The organism is Sphingomonas sp. (assembly GCF_013812825.1).
Lineage (GTDB): Bacteria > Pseudomonadota > Alphaproteobacteria > Sphingomonadales > Sphingomonadaceae > Sphingomicrobium.
Genome location: NZ_JACCSU010000036.1, coordinates 1 through 20,911 on the forward strand (window position 1 = coordinate 1; position 20,911 = coordinate 20,911).

Sequence of the window (20,911 nt, forward strand, 5' to 3'; positions counted from 1 at the left end):
AGGCAGCACCGACGACAATCGGGCTAGCCATCCATAGATGACGCAGCACTACTTTTTACTTTGAGGGTCTGCGTGAATACGCTCTTTCCCAGTGAGGAGCAGCTATGAAACGGTATCATTTCAAAACGGACGAGCAGAGCGACGTGAAGGGCCTGAGACTGGCCGATTTGGCAGCGGTCAAGTGCGAGGCTGGCAAAGTGGCCGGTAGCATCATGTGCGCGGCGGCGGACGAAGTTTGGCAGAGACGCGAATGGACCGTGACCGTCACGGACGACTCTGGAGTGAAGCTGTTGGAGCTTAGCATTGTCGGGACCGAGAGGCGCGCGGCAGCTTAGGTCGGCTTTCGACCCATTGCAGACGTTCGGCTTGAGGCTATCATCTGGTGATGGATCGCGAGAAGCTTCGGACAAAGCTCCAGGCCCTGTGTCGGGAGCTGGAGCGACAGGAGCAGATCAGCGAGGTCGATCGCGCGCCTGTCGAGCTGGACCAGACCAGTGTCGGTCGGCTCTCGCGGATCGACGCGATGCAGGTCCAGGCGATGGCCCTTGCGAACCAGCGGCGGCGGCAATCCGAGCTTCAGCGCGTCAAGGCGGCTCTCGACAGGATCGACACGGACGAATTTGGCTACTGCCAAAATTGCGGTGATCCCATTGCTCCTGCTCGCGTCGAGCACAACCCGGCGGTGACCACCTGCATCTCCTGCGCGAGCTGAGTGTGAGCTTTGGGCCCTTGCGGCAAAAGACTCGCTGATCAGGTCCGGGAACCGGCCGATCGCGGGGCGATCGGCTCCAGCCCCGGCTGTCGATCGGGCGCGACGATGGCGCGCACTAAATCTTCGTAGCGCTCGGCCATCTCCAGATGAGCCTGCCGTGCTTGCAAATGCCGGGCCTGCAGTGCAGCCGTCCGTTCCTCTGACGCTCGCCGCCTGAAGTAGACTACATCACTGTCCATAGCCGCCCCCGAAAGCGACTGCATACATCCGAGTCGCTAATGGAAAGTTATCCACATCCCGGAGAGTTGCAAGTTAACGGCCGCTCCAACGGCAGGCGGGCCACACATGCGTCCGCTTTCGACCCAAAGCAGACATTGGCTACGGCCTGGTAACAGTCACCTTCAGGAAAGTGGCCGGAATTTCCGTCCGCTCTGCGCCAGCGCGATTGTGCTCTTCAAAAAGCTGGGTCAGCTCGGACTCGAGCTGCTCGGCCCTGCCGTCCTTCGAGGCCGCCTCGAATGCATTCATCGTCGGCCCGTAATATTGCTTGAAGGTCTGCAGCAGCTCGCGAGGCGGACCGGGATAGCGGAAAGAATAAGTCGCGCGCTCGAAGGAGATATTCTCGGCTGGCACGCCAGCTGCACCGAACCGGTCGCGAACATTGTCTTCGACGCCCCAGGTGACTGGACTGACGAACCCCTCGGGAGGAGGTGGAGTGTAGGCCGCGCTGGTCTTGAGGACCTGAGCAATCAGAGTCGGATCGCCCGGAATCCAGTTCCCCATCACGATGCGCCCGCCACTGCGCGTGACCCGCACCATCTCTGCCGCAACGTCGAACGGGCGCGGTGCGAACATCGCGCCAAAGATGCTGATCACCAGGTCGAAGCTCTCGTCGGCAACACCCTGCAGGTTCGATGCATCGCCTTCCTCGAACCGGAGGTTTTTCAGCCCGGCCGCCGCCGCACGGGCATTGCCGGCCGCCACCAGGTTCTCGGCGATGTCCACTCCGCGGACATTCGCCCCGCGCTGCGCTGCTGGGAGCGCGGTTGTTCCATCGCCGCAGCCGAGATCCAGCACGTCCATGCCCGGCTGCACGCCGAGGCTCCCGACCAATTCCTCCCCGCTCCCCCGCATCGCCTCCGCGATTTTCGTGAAGTCGCCTTTCTCCCAAAGCGCCTTGTTCGGATTCATGGTGCTGCCCTCCTGTCCAAGAGGAAGGATAACGCGAGACGGATATGAAGTCCTTCGGGAGCGCTTGATTGTTCGTTCGGAAACGCTCCATTATTCCTTGAGGACTTCTGGACGACCTGGCTTGTGAGGGTGTTCATGCGATTTGCGTTTGGGTCTTGCATGCTTGATCCGAGCCAAAGGGAACTCACCCGGGCAGGACAGACAGTCGCCGTGGAGCCCCAGGTTTTCGACCTTCTCCATCATCTGATCCGCGAACGGCATCGAGTCGTCAGCAAGGATGATCTCATCGAAGCAATCTGGGGCGGGCGCAGTATTTCAGACTCGACACTCAGCAGCCGGATCAACGCTGCGCGCAAGGCTCTCGGCGACAGCGGGCGTGAGCAGAACATGATTCGGACCTATGCCCGCCGCGGCGTCCGGTTCGTGGGGCAAGTTCGCGAAGAAGGTCCGGTCATAGTGGAACTCGCTCCGGCCGCCGCACAGATGACAGCTGATTCACCCGCGGGCAGCCCGGCCGCGACGGACGCACCGCTGTTCGCGAAGAAACCGGTTCTTGTTGTTCTGCCGTTCAAGAGCATGAGCGAGGATCCTGAGCAGGAGCATCTGGCTGAAGGAGTGACCGAAGACATCATTACGAGCCTCTCGTCTCATCGATCGCTCCACCTTACCGCCTGGAACTCCGAGTTGGCGTTCAAGGGGCGCGCGCCCGACCTCCCAAGCCTCGGCGTTGCCCTGAAGGCAGGCTATGTGGTGGGGGGCAGCCTTCGAAAAATCGGAAACCAGGTCCGGATTACGGCCCAGCTGTTCGAGACCGGCTTCGGCAGGAATATTTGGGCCGAGCGGTACGATCTTGCGCTGAGCGAGCTCGGCGACACGCAGGACGAGACTACGGCCAAGATTGCGGCGCGCGTCGAGTCAGAGGTCGGCGCTGCCGAGCGTCTCCGCTGTCAGCAGAAGCCACAGGAAGCTTGTTGCGCCTCTGACTATTTTCAGCTCGGGCTAGCGCATTTCTATCGCTCCAGCCGCAGCGACAACCTTGAGGCTCAGAAGCTCTTTCGCTGCGCGATCGAGCTCGATCCTTCGCTCGCCCAGGCGTACGCATTCCTTTCCTACTCAATCGTGCTTGCGATGGTCTACTTCGACTCCGGGCCCGATGAGGGCCTGCTCGAAGAAGCGGTTGAGATCGCGCGACGAGGCGTCGAGATCGATGATCGCGACGCAATGATCAGGTTTGCGCATGGTCGGGCGATGCTCGCCCGGAGGGACTACACCAACGCCCTTGCAGCGATGCGTGCAGCGATCGAACTCAACCCAACAATGGCCGTTGTTTATTGCGGCCTCGGCGACTCACTCGCTTATGAAAGCCGCTTCGCTGAAGCCATTCCCTGCTTTGAAAAGGCGATTGAGCTCAGCCCGCATGACCCGCAGCGTTAAGCTTTCATGTCATATCGGAGCCTCGCGCACCTATTTGCCGGCGACTATGTGCACGCTGCGGAGTGGGCGCAAAAAGCCACTCAGGTCCCTGGAGCTCACTACTGGCCATACGCCCACCGTGTAGCTGCCCTGGGCCATCTACAGCAGCTCGACGAGGCAGCCGCCGCTTTGGCTGATCTTCGGAGAATGAAGCCGGGCTTCTCGTGCGGATTGCACGTGAGCGCCTCTTTTTCGTCAAGAACCCCGACCACCTCGAGACATATGTAAGCGGGCTGCAGAAGGCAGGTCTGCGCAACTGAACACATTCAGCGGAACATCCGCTTTCGATCCGGAACAGACATTTGGGAAGTTTGTCTTGCTGCAACGGCTTTCCGAAGCCCCTGCAATGCCGACCCTAACAGGACATTTGATGGCGCTGGCTGATCGAAACATGGCAACGCCAGCATCCGGCTTTGGCATTGTCGCCGGCGGCTGATACCTCAGGCGCGATGGATCCGTTTCACTTGCACGCGGGAACCGCGCACTGCGAAGAGCTTCCGCTTCGGGTGATCGCGCAAGAGGTCGGGACCCCTGTCTATGTGTATTCGACGGCGGCGATGCGCTCGAATGTGCGCGCGCTGCAATCCGCGTTGGCTGGCCTCGATGATCCGCTGATTGCCTATGCGGTGAAGGCAAATCCCAACACGGCTGTGTTGGCCACCCTGGCCGCCGAGGGGCTAGGCGCCGATATCGTCTCGGGAGGCGAATATCAGCGCGCCCGGGCGGGCGGCTTTCCAGCCGACAAGATCGTCATGTCGGGGGTCGGCAAGACGACGGCGGAAATGGCGCTGGCCCTGAACGGCGGACTGTTCCAGTTCAATCTGGAATCGCTGCCCGAGGCCGAGGCGCTGTCGCAAGTCGCGGTCGAACTCGGCAAGACCGCGCCAGTCGCGTTTCGAGTCAACCCCGACGTCGCTGCCGGATCGCACGCGAAGATCTCGACCGGCGGAGCGCACAATAAATTCGGCATCCCGGTTGCCGAGGCTCCCGCGGCCTTCGACCGCTTGAAGGAGTTGCCGGGGCTCGAGATCAAGGGCGTCGCGGTCCACATCGGCAGTCAACTGACCAGCCTCCAGCCGCTCGAGGCGGCGTTTGCAAGGCTCGGCGAGCTGATCGAAGCGCTGCGTTCGAGGGGTCATTCAATCACCACCGCAGACCTGGGCGGCGGGCTCGGGGTTTCCTACGACCCGTCGATCGAGGCTCCGCCGAGCGCGGCAGAATATGCGGCGATGGTCTCGCGGGTAACTCGCGGTTGGCGGGTGCGGCTGGTCTTCGAACCGGGGCGGCTGATCGTCGGCAACGCCGGTGTGCTGCTGACCGAGGTTATCCGGGTCAAGAACGGACCGTCACACCCATTCGTGGTGATCGACGCGGCGATGAACGATTTGCTCAGGCCGACTTTGTATGACGCCTGGCACGGGATCGAGGCGGTGGTGCCTCGCGGCCAGACGATGCGGGCCGACGTCGTCGGGCCGGTGTGCGAGACCGGTGACTGCTTCGCCCAGGCCCGGACCATCGACCGGGTGGAGGCCGGCGATTTGATGATGATCCGCACGGTCGGCGCCTACGCCGCGACCATGGGCAGCACTTACAATTCGCGACCGCTGACGCCCGAGGTGCTGGTCGACGGGGACCGCTGGGCGGTCGTTCGCGAGCGTCAGAGTATCGAGAGCATGATGGCAGCCGAGAAGATTCCACAATGGGTGCGACGATGAAGGCTTTTGCCATTGCGCTTGTCGTCGCGTCGGTCAGCGCGGTGCCGCTCCGCGCCCAGCAAACGGCGAGCCTCCAGCAGCGCATCGAGGGGCAGCTCCGCCAAGCGAGCCCTGGCACCCGCTTCGGGCTGGTGGTCGCGACGCGCGAAGGGCAGGAGCTGATCGCGATCGCTCCCGACCAGCGTTTCATTCCTGCATCGAACACCAAGATATTCACCACCGCCGCGGCATTCGTCGCGCTTCCTGCGATCGACCGACCCGACACGAGCGGCGGCGCGCGGGTACGGCTCGAGCGCGACCGCGGGGGGCTCCTCGACGTGGTGCTCGAGGGTCGCGGCGATGCGCGGCTTTCGAGCGCGCTCGAGTGTGTCGTCAACTGCCTGTCGGCGCTGGCCGACGCCGTGGCAGCTCGTACTCGCCGGGTCGACGACGTGATCGGGGACGATCGCTGGTTTCCCGACGAGCGTTGGAGTCTCGGGATGAGCTGGAACAACATCCACACCCGATCGGGAACCGCGATCTCGGCATTGACCGTCGACGACAATGAACTCAAGCTGCGGGTCCTGCCGACGGTTCCCGGCACCTCCCCTCGGGTTGAGTTGCCACCATATTTCACCGTCGAGAACGGCGCGGTGACGGTCAAGGCGGGCGAGAGCGATCTTGTCTTCGACCGGCTCCCGGGCAGTCGCGTCATTCGGCTCGCTGGGACGGTGGTGGTTGGCGACACCGATGAGTCGCTCAACCTGGGCATCGATGATCCTGCGCACTACGCGGCGTGGCGCCTGAAGGCCCTGCTCGAGGAGCGCGGAATCAAGGTCCGCGGCGAGATCAAGACCCGTCACCGTCCGCCGGTGCCCACCGACCAGGACCGGGGCGAGGACAAGGTCCTGCCCTGGCGCCCCCCCGAAACGACGCCGCTGGCCCGCTTGATTCCGCCGCCGCTGGTCGACGACCTGACCATCATCAATAAGGAGAGCCACAACGTCCACGCCGAGCTGATGCTTCGGCGGGTCGGCCGCACCAAGGGTGACGGCTCGGTCGCCGACGGAGTGGCGGCGGTCGAGGCGATGCTCAACAGCGCGGGAGTGCCGCGGACCCTTTTCGATTTCTCGGACGGGTCGGGCATGTCGACCTACAACCGAGTCGCTCCGCGCGCGACGGTGATGCTGCTGCGCTGGATCGGCGCGCAGCCATGGGCCCAAGCGTGGCGCAAGACTCTGCCGATCGCCGGTGTCGACGGCACGCTCGACGAGCGGTTCAAGGGCACGTGGCTTCAGGGCCGGTTGTTCGCCAAGACCGGAACTCTCAACGCAACCAACGCCCTGTCCGGTTACATGACCGCCAGGAGCGGCCGGACGCTGCTGTTTGCGGCGTACGCAAACGACGTCCCGGGCGGCGGCAGCGCGAGGGCGGCCATCGACTCAGCGCTGGTCGCTATCGCCGCGGAAAACTGACTCCCGAGCAGCCGCGAGTGGCAAGCAATTCTGGCAGCTGTAAAAAAGCTTCGGCAGCGGCCTAATTCTTTGTTACACAAGTCAGACACGACGGCAGGGGGGGCACCATGTTCGTTTCGAAATTCAGGATTGCATTGGTTTCAGGCACTTCGTTTGCGGCGCTTTTGTGCGCCATTCCGACGATCGCGCACGCGCAGACCACCCAGCCGGAAGAGGAAACGACCAAGCCGGCGCCAACTCCGACAACTGCCGAAACTCCGGTCCAGCCCGCGGACGAGACTAGCCGGCCCCAGCCCGATACCGGCGAAATCATCGTCACCGGCTCCCGGATCCGGCGCAATCCCAACGACAGCGCACTTCCGCTTCAGATCATCACTACGCAGGAGATCGAGCGCAACGCGATCAACAATCCCGAGGCGCTGATTGCCTACATCACCACGAATGGCACCGGCGGCGACAATCTTGCGAGCAATGTCGACGTCGTCGCGGGCGCTCAGCGCGGCAACGCCGGCGCGTCCTTCGCCAACCTGCGCGGCCAGGGCTCCGGCGCGACCCTGATCCTGCTCAACGGCCGCCGGGTCGCGGCGCACGGCCTCCAGGGCTCGGCGGTCGACGTCAACCAGATCCCGTTCGCCGCGGTCGAGCGCGTCGAGGTGCTCAAGGAAGGCGCCTCGGCGATCTACGGCACCGACGCGATCGGCGGAGTCATCAACTTCATCCTGCGCAAGGATTATCAGGGACTCGGCCTTCAGGGCTCGACCGACGTCGCCGAGGCAGGCGACCACACCATTTTCCGCACCTCGGCAATCGCCGGCTACGGCGATCTCGCTTCCCAGGGCTTCAACGTCATGGCGGCGGTCAGCTGGAGCGACATCCCGGAACTGCGGGCCAACCAGCGCGACTTCGTCGACACCTTCCAGCCCGAGCGCGGACTGTCGGTCGACACCCGCGGCACCCCGCATTCGACGCTCGTGTCGTTCGCAGGGACATTCTTCCCCAACGCGGCTTCGTTCCCTTTCATTCCCGGCACAACGACCCGCGCTAGCGGCGGGATCAACGTGCTCGACCTGCCGGGGGCGGAAGGCTGCGACGCAATCCGCGACATGGCGGAATATGACGCCGAGCTGTGGGATTTCTCCTCGGCCGCCCTTGCCTGCGCCTGGGACACCGGCCGCGCCGCTTCGCTCCAGCAGAAACTTGAGACTCTGACCTGGCTCGGCCGCGGCGTCGTCGCGTTCGGCAACCACGAAGTGACCGCCGAGATCACCGGCTCGGACGCGGCTTCGGCCCGGCGTTTCTCGAATCTGCAGGTGACTCCGTTCGGGGCGCAGCCGCTGCGCTTTCCGGTTGGCGCGCCGGGCTATGACGAAGTCTACAACCGGCTGATCGCAGCATTTCCGGAACTGGCGAGCCGCCCGCGCGCGCCGTTCGCTTACCGCTGGCGCTGCATGGAGTGCGGACGCCGCGAGATCTTCACCGACACCAAGACGAACCGCTACGTGCTCGGCGTCGACGGCCCCGCCTTCCTCGGCTGGAACTATCGCGCCGGAGCATCCTATGCGAGCAGCGAGTCGCAATCGGAGCTCGGCACCGGCTACTATTTCCGAGGCACGCTCGGCAGCGGCGCTCCCGACCCGAGGGCGCCGACGGCGCCCGGCGCCGCGACTCCAGGGTTGATTGGGCTGCTCAACAGCGGCATCCTCAATCCCTTCCTTCTGCCCGGGCAACAGCAGACGCCCGAAGCGATCGCCGCGCTCGAGGCGGTTTCGGCCGAAGGCGTCGTCCTCTACGGAGGCAAATATTCGGTCTCGCAGCTCGACGGCTCGTTGTCCGGCGACCTGTTCGAACTTCCGGGCGGGACGATGAAGGCGGCGATCGGCGTCGACTATCGCAAAGAAAAGTACCGCTTCAACGGCGACGAGCGCGAAGCGCTTGCCCGGCCGGTGATCATGGCCGCGCCATTCGACGACGCCAATGCGCTCGAGGGCGTGTCGCGCAACATCAAGGCGGCGTACGCGGAGCTGCTGCTGCCGCTGTTCGACGGCTTCGAGCTGACCGCGGCCGGCCGGATCGACGATTATTCGGATTTCGGAACGACCACCAACCCGATGGTCGCGTTCAAATACCGGCCGATCCGCTCGCTGATGTTCCGCGGCAACTACAACACCGGGTTCCGGGCGCCGACCTTCAACCAGGTCCACAACGGGACGCTCGAATCGCCTTTCGCTGGCCGCGACCTCGCCGACCCGGCAACCTGCCCCGGCGCCCGGCCCGACCAGAGCGTGCCGGGCTGCGAATCGCTCGAGCGGGCGATCACCATCTTTACCGGCGGCAACCCGAATCTCGGGCCGGAAACCGCGAAGATGGCGAGCCTTGGAGTCGTGTTTCAGCCAATGCCCCGGTTCAGCGCATCGCTGGACTGGTGGCACATCAAGCGCGAGAACTCGATCCAGACGCTGACGCTCAGGCAGCTGGTGGACAATTTCGAATTGTTCCCCGAGCGTTTCATCCGCGATGCGAACGGGGATTTGCTTACGATCGACCAGACGTGGATCAACGCCGGCATCGAGAAGACGCAGGGCCTCGAAGTCGTTCTTCGCGGCGCTGGAGACCTGCTCGGCGGCCGGGTTTCGGGAGGCCTCGACGGCACCTATTTGCTCAAGAAGGAAGAAGCGGCCGTCCAGGGCGGAGAGCTGGAAAACCAACGCGGGGTGTTCACGTTCAGCGGCGACCTGGGGCTCAAGTGGAAGCACAATGCATTCGTCAGCTACGGGCGCGGCCCGTGGACGCTGGCGCTGACCCAGATCTACCGGTCGGGCTATGAGAACCAAGAGCTGCCGGGAGTCGAAATCGGCAGGATCACTCCGCCCGACCTCGTCGAGCGCGTCGACGATTATACCGTCTACAATTTGTCGGCCGCGTTCGATGTGTCGGAACGGATGCGCATGACCATGGGGGTCAAGAATTTGTTCGACAAGGACCCGCCGTTCGCCATCACCTACGACAGCAACCTCGGCTCGGGCAGCTCGTGGGATCCGCGCGTCGCCGATCCGCGCGGGCGGTCCTTCACCCTGAACGTCGACGTCAAGTTCTGAGCTGGGGATGTCCGGCCTTCGGGCCGGACAGCTTGCTGCGCGGCGCACTAGAGTTGCACATGTCGTTTCTCATTCGCACGCTCTGCGCCGTCTTCGCCCTCGCGCTATCGGCGCCCGCAACTGCCCAGCTGAACACGGCCGAGCAGCGGATGATCCAGACCGTGGATGCCGAGCAGCAACGCACCGTCACGATGCTCGAGAGATGGGTCAATCAGAACAGCGGCACGATGAACTTTCCGGGCGTCAAGGCGGTCGGCGAGATGCTTCGGGCGGAGCTCGCGCCTCTGGGCTTCAAGGTCGAGTGGATCGACATCCGCGCTGCCAACCGCGCCGGGCACATTGTCGCGCGGCACAAGGGCAATGGCCGCGGCATGCGGCTGCTGCTCATCGGCCATCTCGATACGGTCTTCGAGCCCGACTCCCCGTTCCAGCGCTGGACCCGGGAAGGCGATCTCGGCCACGGCCCGGGAGCGGTCGACAACAAGGGGGGCATGGCGGTGATCATTGCCGCGCTGCGCGCGATGAAGGCCGCGAGAACGTTGAACAAGGCCGACATCACGGTCTTCTTGACCGGTGATGAAGAGGATGCGGGGCCGCTGGAGATCACTCGGCGTGATCTGGTCGCGGCGGGCAAATGGGCGGACGTCGCTCTTGACTTCGAAGGGCTGGCCCAGCTTGACGGCCGCGACATGGGCTCGGTCGCTCGGCGCAGCTCTGACGAGTGGACGCTCGTGGTTGCGGCACGCAGTGGCCACTCGAGCGGAATCCTTGGTCCGACGGCTGGCGCAGGCGCAATCTACGAGGCGGCCCGGATCATCGACGCGTTCCGCCGCGAGGTCCCCGAAGACAAGCTGACCTTCAACGTCGGGCTGATTGGCGGAGGGACGACGGCCGCCCTCGCCAAGGACAATTTGAGCATTACCGCCACCGGCAAGACGAACGTGATTGCCGGCGCTGCAATTGCGCGCGGCGACTTGCGCGCGATCAGCGCCGAACAGATTGCGCGCGCCCAGGCCAAAATGCGGAGCATCGTCGCCCAATCCCTGCCTGGCGCGCGGGCCGAGATCACCTTTGCCCCCGACGGGTACCCGCCAATGGCACCGACCGAAGGCAACCGCGCGCTCCTGCGTCGGCTCAATGAGGTCAACCGCGACCTGGGGTTGCCCGAAATGGCGGAGCTCGACCCGGTGCGGCGCGGCGCCGCCGATATCAGCTTCGTCGCCAGGGACGTCGACGGGCTCGCCGGCCTCGGCCCCGGAGGCAGCGGCTCGCACTCCCCGCGCGAGAGGGTGGACATCCCCTCGATCTCCCTCCAGGCGAAACGCGCGGCGATCCTGATGAGCAGGCTCGCAAGGGCGCGAAGGCGACGCTAATCAGCCTGCCATGCTGCTGTCCCATACCTCGAGCACCTCGCATCATGGGATGCGGGGCGCTGTTGCTAATGTCCGCTTGGGTGGAAAGCGGACATTATCGCGTCGGCCGATCACATCATTTGCGCGGCTGTCGCGGCTTGCCGAAAACCTCGAACAACGCCCGGTAGAGCGAGTTCGCCTCAGTCGACCAGCAACCCTCTTCCTCAGGCGTACTCGCGGAAAAGCCAGCCGCGGTGATGACCACGGCCTGCGGTCCGCGGTTGCTGATTATCACGTCGCATCGTTCGCGCCGCAGACCGGCGCGGCGCGCCTCGGCATACGTCGATCGCAGACGCTGTAACTCCGTCAAGCCGAGTGTCCCATGCTCGACAGCCGCCTGCGCCGTCCGATCTCCGCAGGCAGGCCGGGCAAGCCTCGGATACAACATGAAGGCACCGGACCGCAGGTCGAGGTAGACCGACCCGCCCGGGCACCATTCGTTATCGTCGATCAAGGCGAAGACCGCCGCCGATTGCGTTTGCGCGGCGGTGGGCTGCTCGGTCGGGGCGGTCAGCGCCGCCATCAGCGCCATGATTGAGCTTATCAAATACAAGCAGCCAAGCCTTCGCGAGTCTCCGGGTTGAGCAAGTTTGCCGTGCCTTGCTTATGTCCGCAATGGGTCGGAAGCAGACAATGACGCTAATGTCCGCTTTGGGTGGAAAGCGGACACTAGGGCCGGACGACGGTCTCCCTTGTCTCTTCTGCTTCGATCTCGTCGTCCGCTCCATAGGTGGTAGCGAAAGCGACTAGCTTGATTTCGCCGCCCTCTTCGTCGAGCCAACTTTCAGAATCCCCAACATCATAGTAGCGCCCGTCCACGACGCAGCCGAAGGTGTCCCCCCCTGGACGTCCTTCAGCAGCCCTCTCGCGGATTGACCTCGCGTAGGCCGCCCAAGGAACTGTCGCCATGGAGCGTAGATGTTCCTCCGCTAGCTCCGCCAGCGTCTCTGCTACCGTTTTCTTAGGTTCAACCATCAACGAGGAACCATAGTAGTCGGGCCAATGTCCGCAATGGGGTGGAAAGCGGACGCTGGGCGAGCCTACCATTCACTGCCGGTCCGTAAAATGGTAGAGCGTCTGCGGACGATAGCGACGGGGGCGTTGCCATGGCGACAATAGCTGAAAATCTGGGTTTACCGGAGCGGCCGGACATGTTGTCCGGAACGCCAAGGGCACACGCAATCGATCGGTGGATCTTCGTGTTCATGGCGGCCTGGTTCATCGCGATCGTGCTGGCCGGCTTCATCCCCGATTCGCTGATGAAGATTGAAATGGTGAAGACCGGAATGCGTCCGCCCTTTCCGTTGGTGCTTCACGTGCATGCAGTGGCGATGGGCGCCTTCATGCTGCTGCTCCTGGCGCAAACCACGCTGATGGCGACTGGCCGCAGAGAGTATCACATGCACCTGGGACTGGTCGGATATGCGTTGGCTGCGCTGCTGGTGGTCGTGGGCTTCATCCTAGTGCCTACCATGTACCACCAAGTTCTGCAGGGGGCGCAGGCGGCGCCACCGGACGCGCGCGAGCAGGCGCTGGGTTTGGTGCGGCACATCGAGAATATCATGCTGTTGCAGATCCGCATCGGCATCTTATTCCCGCTGTTTTTGGCGATCGCGTTCAAAGCGAGGGGCCGCAACGCCGGCATGCACAAGAGGATGATGTTTCTCGGCACGGTGATGGCGATGCCAGCCGGCATAGACCGCATTCCTTGGCTGCCGCACACCATGCCTGCAAGCCCGCTGTCGGTGGACCTGTACACGCTGGCGGCGATCGCGCCGATGTTTCTGTGGGACGTCTCTCGCAACCGCTCCCTGCATCCGGCTTATGTGATCTGGCTGGCGGTATGCTTGCCCTTCGCAATTGCGGTGAACGGGCTGTGGGGAACTGATTGGTGGCACCACGCGGCGAAGCAGCTGATGGGCGTCTAGACTGCGCTAATGTCGGCAATGGGTCGAAAGCAGACGTTAGGCTAATCGGCCTTAAAGACCGGTAACAGCCGTCCAGCCCCCCTGCACACCCTCACAGCTTCTGTCGTCCAGGTACCGCCCTTCCCAACTCAGGCAACACCGTGCAAGCTGATCTGCAGGGGGCTTCAAGATGATTCTGCGCAGTATCGTATCGGCTCTCCGCACCCAGAACTGGACCGCCGTCACGATCGAGCTGATCATCGTGGTGATCGGCGTTTTCATCGGTACCCAAGTGGCCAATTGGAACCAGGCGCGACTGGAGAAGGCGGCTACGGAGCGCATGTTGGTCCAGCTCGTTCCTGAGCTGCAGTTCCAGGTCGACTACTTCGACCACAGCAGAACCTATTACGCGACGGCGCGGCGCTTTGCCGACCAGGCGCTTGCCGCCTGGAGAGGCGACCGGAGGCTTAGCGACGAGCAGTTTGTTATAGCCGCCTACCAGGCCAGCCAGATCATCGGGATTGGCGTTAATGCGCAGAATTGGACGCTGACCTTTGGAGGCGAGCAACTCCGCAATATCGCCGACCCGCAGGTGCGGCGGAACCTGGAGTTCGTGCTGACCCAGGATTATAGCCCCGTACAATTCGAGGCAGTCGCGACCCCGTATCGTGAACAGGTGCGGCGGGTCATCCCGATCCACATCCAGGACCTCATCCGGCGCGATTGCGGCGATCGCCAGATCAAGAACACGTTCCTGACACACCTGCCGCCAGTCTGCTCATTGCGCCTCCCACCGGCTGAGGCGAAGGCCACGGCCGCAGCATTGCGTGCGCGCCGAGATCTGCCCGGGGAGCTCAACTGGCATTTAGCCGCAGTGGCGGTCTACCAAGCTAATGCGGACATTCTCGAGCAACCGATCCGCGCCTTGCACCGCGATCTCTCAAATTCTTAATGTCGGCAATGGGTCGAAAGCTGACTCTAACCAGGCCCAGCTCAACTATGCGTCGCGCTGATTGAGTCGGCAGGATATGGCAGCATTGTCGCGTCCCATTTTCGGTGCGCTTCACGAAGCTGCGTGAGAATTTCGGGCGCTTTGTCCTTGAGGTCAGCTCGCTCGCGCGGATCGGCGGAGAGATCAAATAGGCTCTCGGTCTCTCCCCGCCTGAAATACTTCCAGTCGGCCTTCCGAACCGCGGCCTGCTTGTGTCCCTTGTATCGCCAGAAGATCGTTCGCTCGCGCAACGGTGATGACCCGGTCAAAACCGACAGAAGATCCTCGCCATCGGGTTTGTAGTTGGGATGGGAGCTGGCTCCGGCCGCAGCCAGCAAGGTCGGTAGCCAATCCATCGACACCACCACTTGCGACAATGTTCGCTCAGAGGCAAAGCGCGTGGGCCAGCGCACGAGCAGCGGCACACGGATGCCACCCTCCAACAGATCCGTCTTCTCGCCTCGGAAGGGCCAGTTGTCGGAGAACCGCTCGCCGCCATTGTCACTGGTGAAGACGACGATGGTGTCCTCCGCCATTCCAGCCCTTTCAAGTTGCGCAAGCACCCGCCCGATAGCCGCGTCCAGAGACACGACAAGCTCTCCATACTTTTCTAAGGATCCGCCGTCGGTGTGGAACAGGTCCTTCGACCAGCCTTTGACAGCTCGGTCCGACGGCCCTTGCCACGGCCAATGCGGGGCCGTGAAGTGAAGGCTGATGAAGAACGGTTTTAAGCTCGTTGCGGCCGAGCGGATCTCGGCAATGGCGCGCTCCGCCAGTAGGTCGGTTATATAACCGACGCGCTCAACCGGCGTGTCACCCTCCATGAGGCTTGTGTCCGAAGGCACCGCGACGCCGTCGCCGCCGTGAGAGAAATAGTCGGCCGCTCCGGGCAGAATGCCGAAGAAACGCTCATAGCCGCTCTTCAGCGGGCCGTATTCGGGCGGCCAACCCATGTGCCACTTCCCAACTAGCGCAGTCGAGTAGCCACTCGCACGGAGCAGAGATGGCAGGGTCGGGTGAGATGGGGGCAGGCCCACGCCCGAAGCCTTGCGGACGATTGGCTCCTCGAGCCCTGCTCGTTGCCGATACTGGTAGCGCCCGGTCATGAGGGCAACTCGCGTCGGCGAACAGACCGGCGAGTTGGAATAACCGTGGGTAAGCCTGATGCCAGTCGCCGCCAGCCGGTCAAGGTTGGGGGTGCGGTATTCCCGTCGGCCGTAGCAACTCAAATCAGCATAGCCCAAATCGTCGGCCAGAATGAACAGAATGTTCGGCCGACGTGCAGTACGGGCACTTGGTGCCGCCTTGGCGGAGCCGGTTGCGATCGTAGCGGCCAGGCCCTGAAGAAATTCACGCCTTCTTGGCACCGCGTCGTTCCCTCCCCAGCTCACGAGACTGACAGGTCACTCTAATGTCCGCAATGGGTGGAAAGCGGACATTAGCTAACCACGATAGCGGGGAGCTTCCACCGCCTCACAGGCTTGATGTAACCAAACTGTAATCCCTCTGTCGCCTTCCGGTCATTGGCGTTTGCTAGACCTCCATGGAGTGGGCCGTTGCCCCAGGTGGAGAGACAATGACCAAAAAGAGCTTTTTTCTTGTCGGTGCGGTCACCATACTGACGGCTTGTGGCAGCAACAGATCAAGCGAGGGCGCAGGCGGCGAGCAGCTTACGGCTGTAGGCTCATCTACTGTCTATCCATTCACGACCGCCGTTGCTGAGCAATTCCAGCGGGCTCGTCCCGGAACGAGCGTGATTGTCGAGTCGACCGGGACAGGTGCGGGCTTGAAATTATTTTGCGCTGGCGTCGGTCAGAATTTTCCTGACCTCACTAGCGCATCGCGCCGCATCAAACCCAGCGAGGCCGATGATTGCAACAAGCACGGCGTCAAAGAGATAATCGAGCTTCCTATCGGCATCGACGGACTAACTGTGATTGAGTCTGTCAATGCACAACCCATGAAACTTTCGCTTCGAGACCTCTATTTGGCGCTGGCCGCGAAACCCTTCGGCAAGGCCCAAACCGCCCAGACCTGGAAGGACGTTAACCCAGCACTTCCAGCAACCAAGATCCGCGTTATGGGACCGCCCCCGACATCCGGCACCCGTGATAGTTTGAACGAGATGTTCATTCAAAAGGGCTGCGAAACCGATCCGGCCATGAAAGCTCTAAAGGACACGGACGCAGACAAGCATAAGGACATCTGCACCAATCTTAGAGAAGACGGCGCTTTCATCGAAGGGGGCGAGAACGACAATCTACTTGTTCAGAAGGTAGCCTCGGATCCAACTACCCTCGGCGTTTTAGGCTATAGCTTTCTCGAAGAGAACTCCGACAAGGTTCGCGCGGTGGGGCTCAACGGTGTGATGCCTAATGCCGCAACAATTTCCGACCTTAGCTACCCCGGCGCTCGGACAATCTACATCTACGCCAAGGGCGAACACCTACGTGCCAAGCCTGCCATTAAGGACTTCCTAGCGGACTACGCAAAGGCGGCGGTTAAGGGTGGTCTGTTGCAACGGCGCGGACTGGTGCCATTCGCACCTGCGGAGGCTGCCGCTGCTCAAAAGCAAGCTGGACAGCTATCTGTGCTAAATCCCGCCGAACTCAAGTAGTCGGCGCGGTCTAGTTGAGAAGAGACCCTCTCGCTGTGGGTGAAGCTAATGGGCGAACGAACCTTCAATGTGCTGTTCCTGTGCACCGGCAACTCGGCGCGCTCGATCCTTGCGGAAGTGCTTTTGAATGAGCACGGCAGGGGGCGTTTCCGCGCGTTCTCCGCAGGCAGCTTTCCCAAGGGCGAGGTTCACCCGATGGCTCTCCGCACGCTCAAAAAGGCTGGCTTGCCGACCGAAGGGCTGCGCTCGAAAAGCTGGGACGAGTTCGCCACGGAAGACGCTCCCGAGCTCGATTTCATCTTCACTGTCTGTGACAATGCCGCCAACGAGACCTGCCCGGTTTGGCCCGGCCACCCGATGACTGCTCACTGGGGTGTCGAAGACCCGGCGAATGCCCCGGAGGGTGAGCAAAAGGCAGCCTTCCAGCGAGCGATGTTCTACCTCAACAATCGCATCTCGCTGTTCTTGGCTTTGCCGCTTGAGAGCATCGACGAAATGACCCTTGGCAAGCGTCTTCAGGAAATCGGCAAGACCAAGGACGCGGAGCCAACGCTTGCGTGATGAACCGCCGCTTGCGCGGCGCATCGCGGCAGAAGGCGTCGGCTCGTTCTTCCTGTTCGCCACCGTGATTGGCTCCGGGATCATGGCCGAAAATCTGTCGAACGGAAACGACGCGGTCGCGCTGCTCGCGAACACGATCGCGACGGGTGCGATTCTTTTCGTCATGATCACCATGCTCGGACCAATCTCGGGCGCTCACATGAACCCAGCCGTGAGTCTGGTCGCTGCTTCACGCGGCGAGCTTCGCTGGCGTGACGCCACGCTCTACATCATTGCCCAGCTCTCCTTCGGAATCCTGGGCGCTTGGGCCGCTCACCTGATGTTCGACCTGCCGACCTTGCAATTGTCGGTGAAGGCGCGAAGCGGCCTCGGCCAATGGACTGGCGAGGCGATCGCCACATTCGGCTTGATCCTGACCATCCTCGGTACCGTCCGCCATCGCCCGCAGTGGGTCCCAGCGAGCGTCGCCTTCTACATCACCGCCGCCTACTGGTTCACCTCATCGACCAGCTTTGCCAATCCGGCAATCACCATCGCGCGCAGCCTCTCCGACACCTTCGCCGGGATTGCGCCAGGCGATGTGCCGCTGTTCGTCGCCGCCCAACTGATAGGAGCAGCGTTTGCCGCTCTGCTCGCAAAGTTCCTCTTTGATGAACCGAAGTGAACGTCCGCTTTGGGTCGAAGGCAGACGTTCAGAAGTGAGCGGGTGAGAAAATGCCAGGGGCATCAGCAGGGTTTGCCAGCCGCTCCTTGAAGCATTGGGCATGGCACCACCAGGTCTGCCATTTGCCGTCTGCGGTAGTGACCACCACTTCGCAGGGGTCGACGCCTCGAGCCTCAATCTCGTTGCCACAGAGGCAGCACTCGCCGCCGAATACAACCTCAACCAACGGCGCATCCTCTCCAAAGGTGCGGGCCTAAGTCAGTGCGGCTAATGCCCGGAATGGGTGGAAAGCAGACATGTCATCTTGCTATCGGTAGCATCCACGAACGCCAAGCGTGAGCGCACTACCGCGCTGCACAAGGGCAACCTTATCGCCTCGTTTGCAGTCGCCCCTAGCCAGCCTAGACGCGAGCAATTGGCGCTTCGAACCGTCGGCTAAGCGCACCGTAAGCAGCGGCTGGAAGCCAAAGTGATCCGCCCTCACTCCGAACTCCTCGACATGAGCTTCGACCAAGCGACCACTAGGGTTCCATTCGATGCTGGCGGCCACACTTATGATGGCGAGCAGAGCAACGAGCGCAAAAATCCACAACGATGCAGCTAGCCGTTCACGAACCGCCAATGTCTTGGGTGAGGTCCACATCATTCTAGCATGTGCGACTGAGCTAATGTCCGCAATGGGTCGAAAGCAGACATTAGAGAAGCTCGGAATCGTTCGTTTTCGATACGGGAAAGTAGACCTAGCGGGCTTCCGAGAGGTTTGGCGGAGACGGAGGGATTCGAACCCTCGGTACGGGTTAACCCCGTACGGCGGTTTAGCAAACCGCTGGTTTCAGCCACTCACCCACGTCTCCGACAAGCGGCACAGAGCCGCGGGCTATATAATCGGGTGGGGCAAGCTTCAACCTGAACACGGGGCTATTTGGGATTCACCTCGAGCCGCATGTCGAGGCTCATGTCCTCGCCCGGATCGAGCACCCGCATCCCGAGCTCGTCCCACTGCTCCTCGGGAGCATTGAGCGCGGCGTTGGCGTGGCTCACCGGCTCGGCGACGAAAATGCCGCCCGACGCCGGCGAATAAAGCTGGAAAAAGCGCGCGTCGGGCGACGACAGCTCGAGGTCGAACGGCCAGCCCGGATCGGTCATCCTCGCCGTCCCTCCCCAGCCGCCGAAGCCGTGATCGAGGTCCTGGCCGCAGACGGGGCGATCGGCGAGGTCGAAGCGGCCCGCCGCGGCGATCTTCCCGACCGGAAGCACCTGCTCGTCGATGGTCCACACGTGCGTGACCCTGGTGTCGATCCGGGTGGCGGGGCCGCATTGGAAATAGGGATGCTGGCCGAGCCCGCACGGCATCGGCTCATCCGACAGGTTACGGCACGTGAGGCGGAGCGACAGCCCGGCCTCGTCGAGCTCGAAGCACTGCTCGGCGCAATACTCCCACGGCCACTCGCCGGGCCGATGATGGAACGACAGGACGGCTTGGCTTGCGGCCGCGCTGTCGACCTCCCACGGCGCCAGCCAGCCCTGGCCATGCAGCGGGCTCGGGTCGCCGGCCATGTTCACAGCGAGCGCCACCTCGCGGCCGCGGAAGTCGAACCGGCCGCCACGGATGCGGTTCACGTAGGGGACGAGCGGGAAACTGGCCGCTTCCAGGACGTTTTCAGGACAACTGTTGCATTTGCGCAATACAGCCGCGCGGCCGCCGCTCCCGGTCCATTCGAGCGAAGAAATACTGCCGCCGATCGAGGGGCTTAGCTTCAGCTCGAGAGAGCCTGTGGATAATGTGAGCGGCGGAGCGAAACTCATTTCTGCACCTCGGATTTCGGAACGATTCACAGGCCAGCAACTTCCCTGGGGATAAACCTGGATTAGTCGTTGCGCTCGGATTCGGGTCAACAGTATCTAGCAACCCCGAGGGCGGGGAGGTCTACAATGAGCAGACGAGTCAAGGAGTTCATCGAGATCGAGGACCATTCCTCGCTCGATGACCTGATCGCCAAGCTGATCGAAGTGCGCGACGCCCTTCCGGCGGAGTCCGAAGCCGAATTGCGGCTCCGGGGCGACGACGTGTTCGGCCGCAAGCTGTCGATCTCCTACTTCCGCGATCAGACCGCGGAAGAGGCCGAATGCGAAAAGCGCTACGCCGACGCCTGCAAGGAAGCCAAGGAGCGTGATCTCGCCCGGCTCCAGGAAGAGCTCGGAGTGGTCTGCTACACGCCGGGCCGCAAGGGCAAGCTGCGCATCGTCGCGTAATCGCTGACGCCGCCAATCCTCAGCCGATATCGGGAAGCCCTTGTTTCCCGGTTCCCCAGCCTTTCAGCGCCGGCGAGCGGGCCCGTTTCCGGAGCTGCTCGACATCCGCGATCGTAAAGGCGTCCGCTCGCTCGATGGCCTTCAGCTCGTCCCAGCAAACCGGCGCGGCGACCGGCGCGCCGTCACGGGCGCGCGCCGAATAGGGCAGGATTGCCGTCGCCGTGCGTTGATTGCGCAAGTAATCGAGGAAGATCCGGCCGCGTCGCTGCGCCTTGGGTAGGGCGATGGTGAAGCGGTCGGGCGCCGCATCGGCGAGCGCTGCGCTGAAGCTCTTCGCAAACTCGCGCACCTCCCGCCATCGTGCGACCGGGTCGATGGGAACCACCACGTGCACGCCCTTGCCGCCGGACAGCAAAGCGAAGCTCTGAAGGCCGATCGCCTGGAACGAGCGGCGCAACTGCAATGCGGCGGCCTTGACCGCTTCGAAGCCGACGCCCTCGCCCGGATCGAGATCAATGACCAACCGATCGGGCGTCTCGACCTGGCCGGCGCGGCTCCCCCAGCCATGGAACTCGACCGTCTGCACCTTGGCGCAGGCAATGATCTCCTCGGCCGACCGGCTGGAATTTCACCAAAGCATCGAATTCCCCTCCGATCGGCGGGTGCTCGCGGTTGCGCTGGAAGAAGCATTTTCCTTCGCGGCAACGCAGCAGGTTGAGCAGCCGCCCTTCGATGAACGGCAGCATCAGCGGAGCGACGATCTGATAGTAAAGCGTCGTCGCCCGGACGCTGATGTCGGGCTTTTCGTATGTCGGCTCGGGCGTCCAGACCATCAGCGTGCGAACGCCTGCTCGATGATCGTTGCT

20 protein-coding genes and 1 tRNA gene are annotated in these 20,911 nt (G+C 62.8%); 13 read left to right on the forward strand and 8 right to left on the reverse strand.

Annotation, left to right across the window (positions count from 1 at the left end):
- The first annotated feature begins 104 nt into the window (after positions 1 to 104).
- Both H0T81_RS04770 and H0T81_RS04775 read left to right on the forward strand, forming a co-directional pair.
- Positions 105 to 335: a hypothetical protein gene (locus H0T81_RS04770; protein WP_294010422.1), complete on the forward strand. Its 231-nt coding sequence runs from the start codon at positions 105 to 107 to the stop codon at positions 333 to 335.
- A gap of 50 nt (positions 336 to 385) precedes the next feature.
- Positions 386 to 712: a TraR/DksA C4-type zinc finger protein gene (locus tag H0T81_RS04775; RefSeq protein WP_294010423.1), complete on the forward strand. Its 327-nt coding sequence runs from the start codon at positions 386 to 388 to the stop codon at positions 710 to 712.
- 378 nt (positions 713 to 1,090) lie between these two features.
- Here the strand turns inward: H0T81_RS04775 and H0T81_RS04780 are convergent, their stop codons facing one another.
- A complete protein-coding gene (locus H0T81_RS04780) occupies positions 1,091 to 1,903 on the reverse strand; it encodes a class I SAM-dependent methyltransferase (protein WP_294010425.1) in 813 nt (270 codons plus the stop codon).
- 159 nt (positions 1,904 to 2,062) lie between these two features.
- Between H0T81_RS04780 and H0T81_RS04785 the strand changes: the two genes are divergently transcribed.
- The 5 genes from H0T81_RS04785 to H0T81_RS04805 all read left to right on the forward strand — a co-directional run bounded on the left by H0T81_RS04785 (position 2,063) and on the right by H0T81_RS04805 (position 11,013).
- The gene (locus H0T81_RS04785; RefSeq protein WP_294010426.1) at positions 2,063 to 3,337 is read left to right on the forward strand and encodes a winged helix-turn-helix domain-containing protein; all 1,275 of its coding nucleotides are present in this window, start codon (positions 2,063 to 2,065) and stop codon (positions 3,335 to 3,337) included.
- Between the two features lie 488 nt (positions 3,338 to 3,825).
- Positions 3,826 to 5,091: a diaminopimelate decarboxylase gene (gene lysA / locus H0T81_RS04790; RefSeq protein ID WP_294010428.1), complete on the forward strand. Its 1,266-nt coding sequence runs from the start codon at positions 3,826 to 3,828 to the stop codon at positions 5,089 to 5,091.
- Complete coding sequence (dacB, locus tag H0T81_RS04795) at positions 5,088 to 6,545, forward strand: D-alanyl-D-alanine carboxypeptidase/D-alanyl-D-alanine-endopeptidase (RefSeq protein ID WP_294010430.1); 1,458 nt, start codon at positions 5,088 to 5,090, stop codon at positions 6,543 to 6,545. The genes lysA and dacB overlap by 4 nt, the downstream gene beginning before the upstream one ends.
- Before the next feature lie 164 nt (positions 6,546 to 6,709).
- The gene (locus H0T81_RS04800; protein WP_294010432.1) at positions 6,710 to 9,640 is read left to right on the forward strand and encodes a TonB-dependent receptor; all 2,931 of its coding nucleotides are present in this window, start codon (positions 6,710 to 6,712) and stop codon (positions 9,638 to 9,640) included.
- Positions 9,641 to 9,699: 59 nt separating this feature from the next.
- Positions 9,700 to 11,013: a M20/M25/M40 family metallo-hydrolase gene (locus H0T81_RS04805; RefSeq protein WP_294010463.1), complete on the forward strand. Its 1,314-nt coding sequence runs from the start codon at positions 9,700 to 9,702 to the stop codon at positions 11,011 to 11,013.
- A 115-nt stretch (positions 11,014 to 11,128) separates the two neighbouring features.
- On the opposite strand, the gene H0T81_RS04810 is transcribed toward H0T81_RS04805, so the two are convergent.
- Together H0T81_RS04810 and H0T81_RS04815 are read right to left on the reverse strand one after the other, a co-directional pair.
- Complete coding sequence (locus tag H0T81_RS04810; protein ID WP_294010433.1) at positions 11,129 to 11,584, reverse strand: hypothetical protein; 456 nt, start codon at positions 11,582 to 11,584, stop codon at positions 11,129 to 11,131.
- A gap of 137 nt (positions 11,585 to 11,721) precedes the next feature.
- Entirely contained in the window at positions 11,722 to 12,027 is a 306-nt protein-coding gene (locus H0T81_RS04815; protein ID WP_294010434.1) for a hypothetical protein, read from the reverse strand.
- Between the two features lie 131 nt (positions 12,028 to 12,158).
- Here H0T81_RS04815 and H0T81_RS04820 point away from each other — a divergent pair, with 131 nt between their 5' ends.
- Entirely contained in the window at positions 12,159 to 12,980 is an 822-nt protein-coding gene (locus H0T81_RS04820) for a hypothetical protein (protein WP_294010435.1), read from the forward strand.
- 169 nt (positions 12,981 to 13,149) lie between these two features.
- Positions 13,150 to 13,911 carry a hypothetical protein gene (locus H0T81_RS04825; RefSeq protein WP_294010437.1) on the forward strand — a complete coding sequence of 254 codons (762 nt, stop codon included), beginning with the start codon at positions 13,150 to 13,152 and terminating at the stop codon, positions 13,909 to 13,911.
- Between the two features lie 41 nt (positions 13,912 to 13,952).
- Here the strand turns inward: H0T81_RS04825 and H0T81_RS04830 are convergent, their stop codons facing one another.
- Positions 13,953 to 15,317 (reverse strand): sulfatase-like hydrolase/transferase, encoded by a 1,365-nt coding sequence (locus H0T81_RS04830; RefSeq protein WP_294010439.1) that lies wholly within the window; start codon positions 15,315 to 15,317, stop codon positions 13,953 to 13,955.
- 209 nt (positions 15,318 to 15,526) lie between these two features.
- Between H0T81_RS04830 and H0T81_RS04835 the strand changes: the two genes are divergently transcribed.
- From H0T81_RS04835 to H0T81_RS04845, 3 genes are read left to right on the forward strand one after another with little or no spacing between them, the layout of a single operon-like run.
- Positions 15,527 to 16,567, forward strand: a complete 1,041-nt coding sequence (locus H0T81_RS04835) for a substrate-binding domain-containing protein (protein ID WP_294010441.1) — start codon at positions 15,527 to 15,529, stop codon at positions 16,565 to 16,567.
- 48 nt (positions 16,568 to 16,615) lie between these two features.
- Complete coding sequence (locus H0T81_RS04840) at positions 16,616 to 17,128, forward strand: arsenate reductase ArsC (protein ID WP_294010442.1); 513 nt, start codon at positions 16,616 to 16,618, stop codon at positions 17,126 to 17,128.
- On the forward strand, positions 17,121 to 17,792 hold the full coding sequence (locus H0T81_RS04845; protein ID WP_294010464.1) for an MIP/aquaporin family protein: 672 nt from the start codon (positions 17,121 to 17,123) through the stop codon (positions 17,790 to 17,792). The genes H0T81_RS04840 and H0T81_RS04845 overlap by 8 nt, the downstream gene beginning before the upstream one ends.
- A gap of 761 nt (positions 17,793 to 18,553) precedes the next feature.
- On the opposite strand, the gene H0T81_RS04850 is transcribed toward H0T81_RS04845, so the two are convergent.
- Positions 18,554 to 18,646, reverse strand: a tRNA-Ser gene (locus tag H0T81_RS04850).
- A 64-nt stretch (positions 18,647 to 18,710) separates the two neighbouring features.
- Positions 18,711 to 19,598, reverse strand: a complete 888-nt coding sequence (locus tag H0T81_RS04855) for an aldose 1-epimerase (RefSeq protein ID WP_294010444.1) — start codon at positions 19,596 to 19,598, stop codon at positions 18,711 to 18,713.
- Between the two features lie 126 nt (positions 19,599 to 19,724).
- Here H0T81_RS04855 and H0T81_RS04860 point away from each other — a divergent pair, with 126 nt between their 5' ends.
- The gene (locus tag H0T81_RS04860) at positions 19,725 to 20,045 is read left to right on the forward strand and encodes a hypothetical protein (RefSeq protein WP_294010446.1); all 321 of its coding nucleotides are present in this window, start codon (positions 19,725 to 19,727) and stop codon (positions 20,043 to 20,045) included.
- A 19-nt stretch (positions 20,046 to 20,064) separates the two neighbouring features.
- On the opposite strand, the gene H0T81_RS04865 is transcribed toward H0T81_RS04860, so the two are convergent.
- Entirely contained in the window at positions 20,065 to 20,631 is a 567-nt protein-coding gene (locus H0T81_RS04865) for a DNA primase small subunit domain-containing protein (RefSeq protein WP_294010448.1), read from the reverse strand.
- Positions 20,558 to 20,878, reverse strand: a complete 321-nt coding sequence (locus tag H0T81_RS04870) for a hypothetical protein (protein ID WP_294010450.1) — start codon at positions 20,876 to 20,878, stop codon at positions 20,558 to 20,560. Before H0T81_RS04870 ends, H0T81_RS04865 begins: the two co-directional genes overlap by 74 nt.
- Positions 20,879 to 20,911 lie beyond the last annotated feature (33 nt).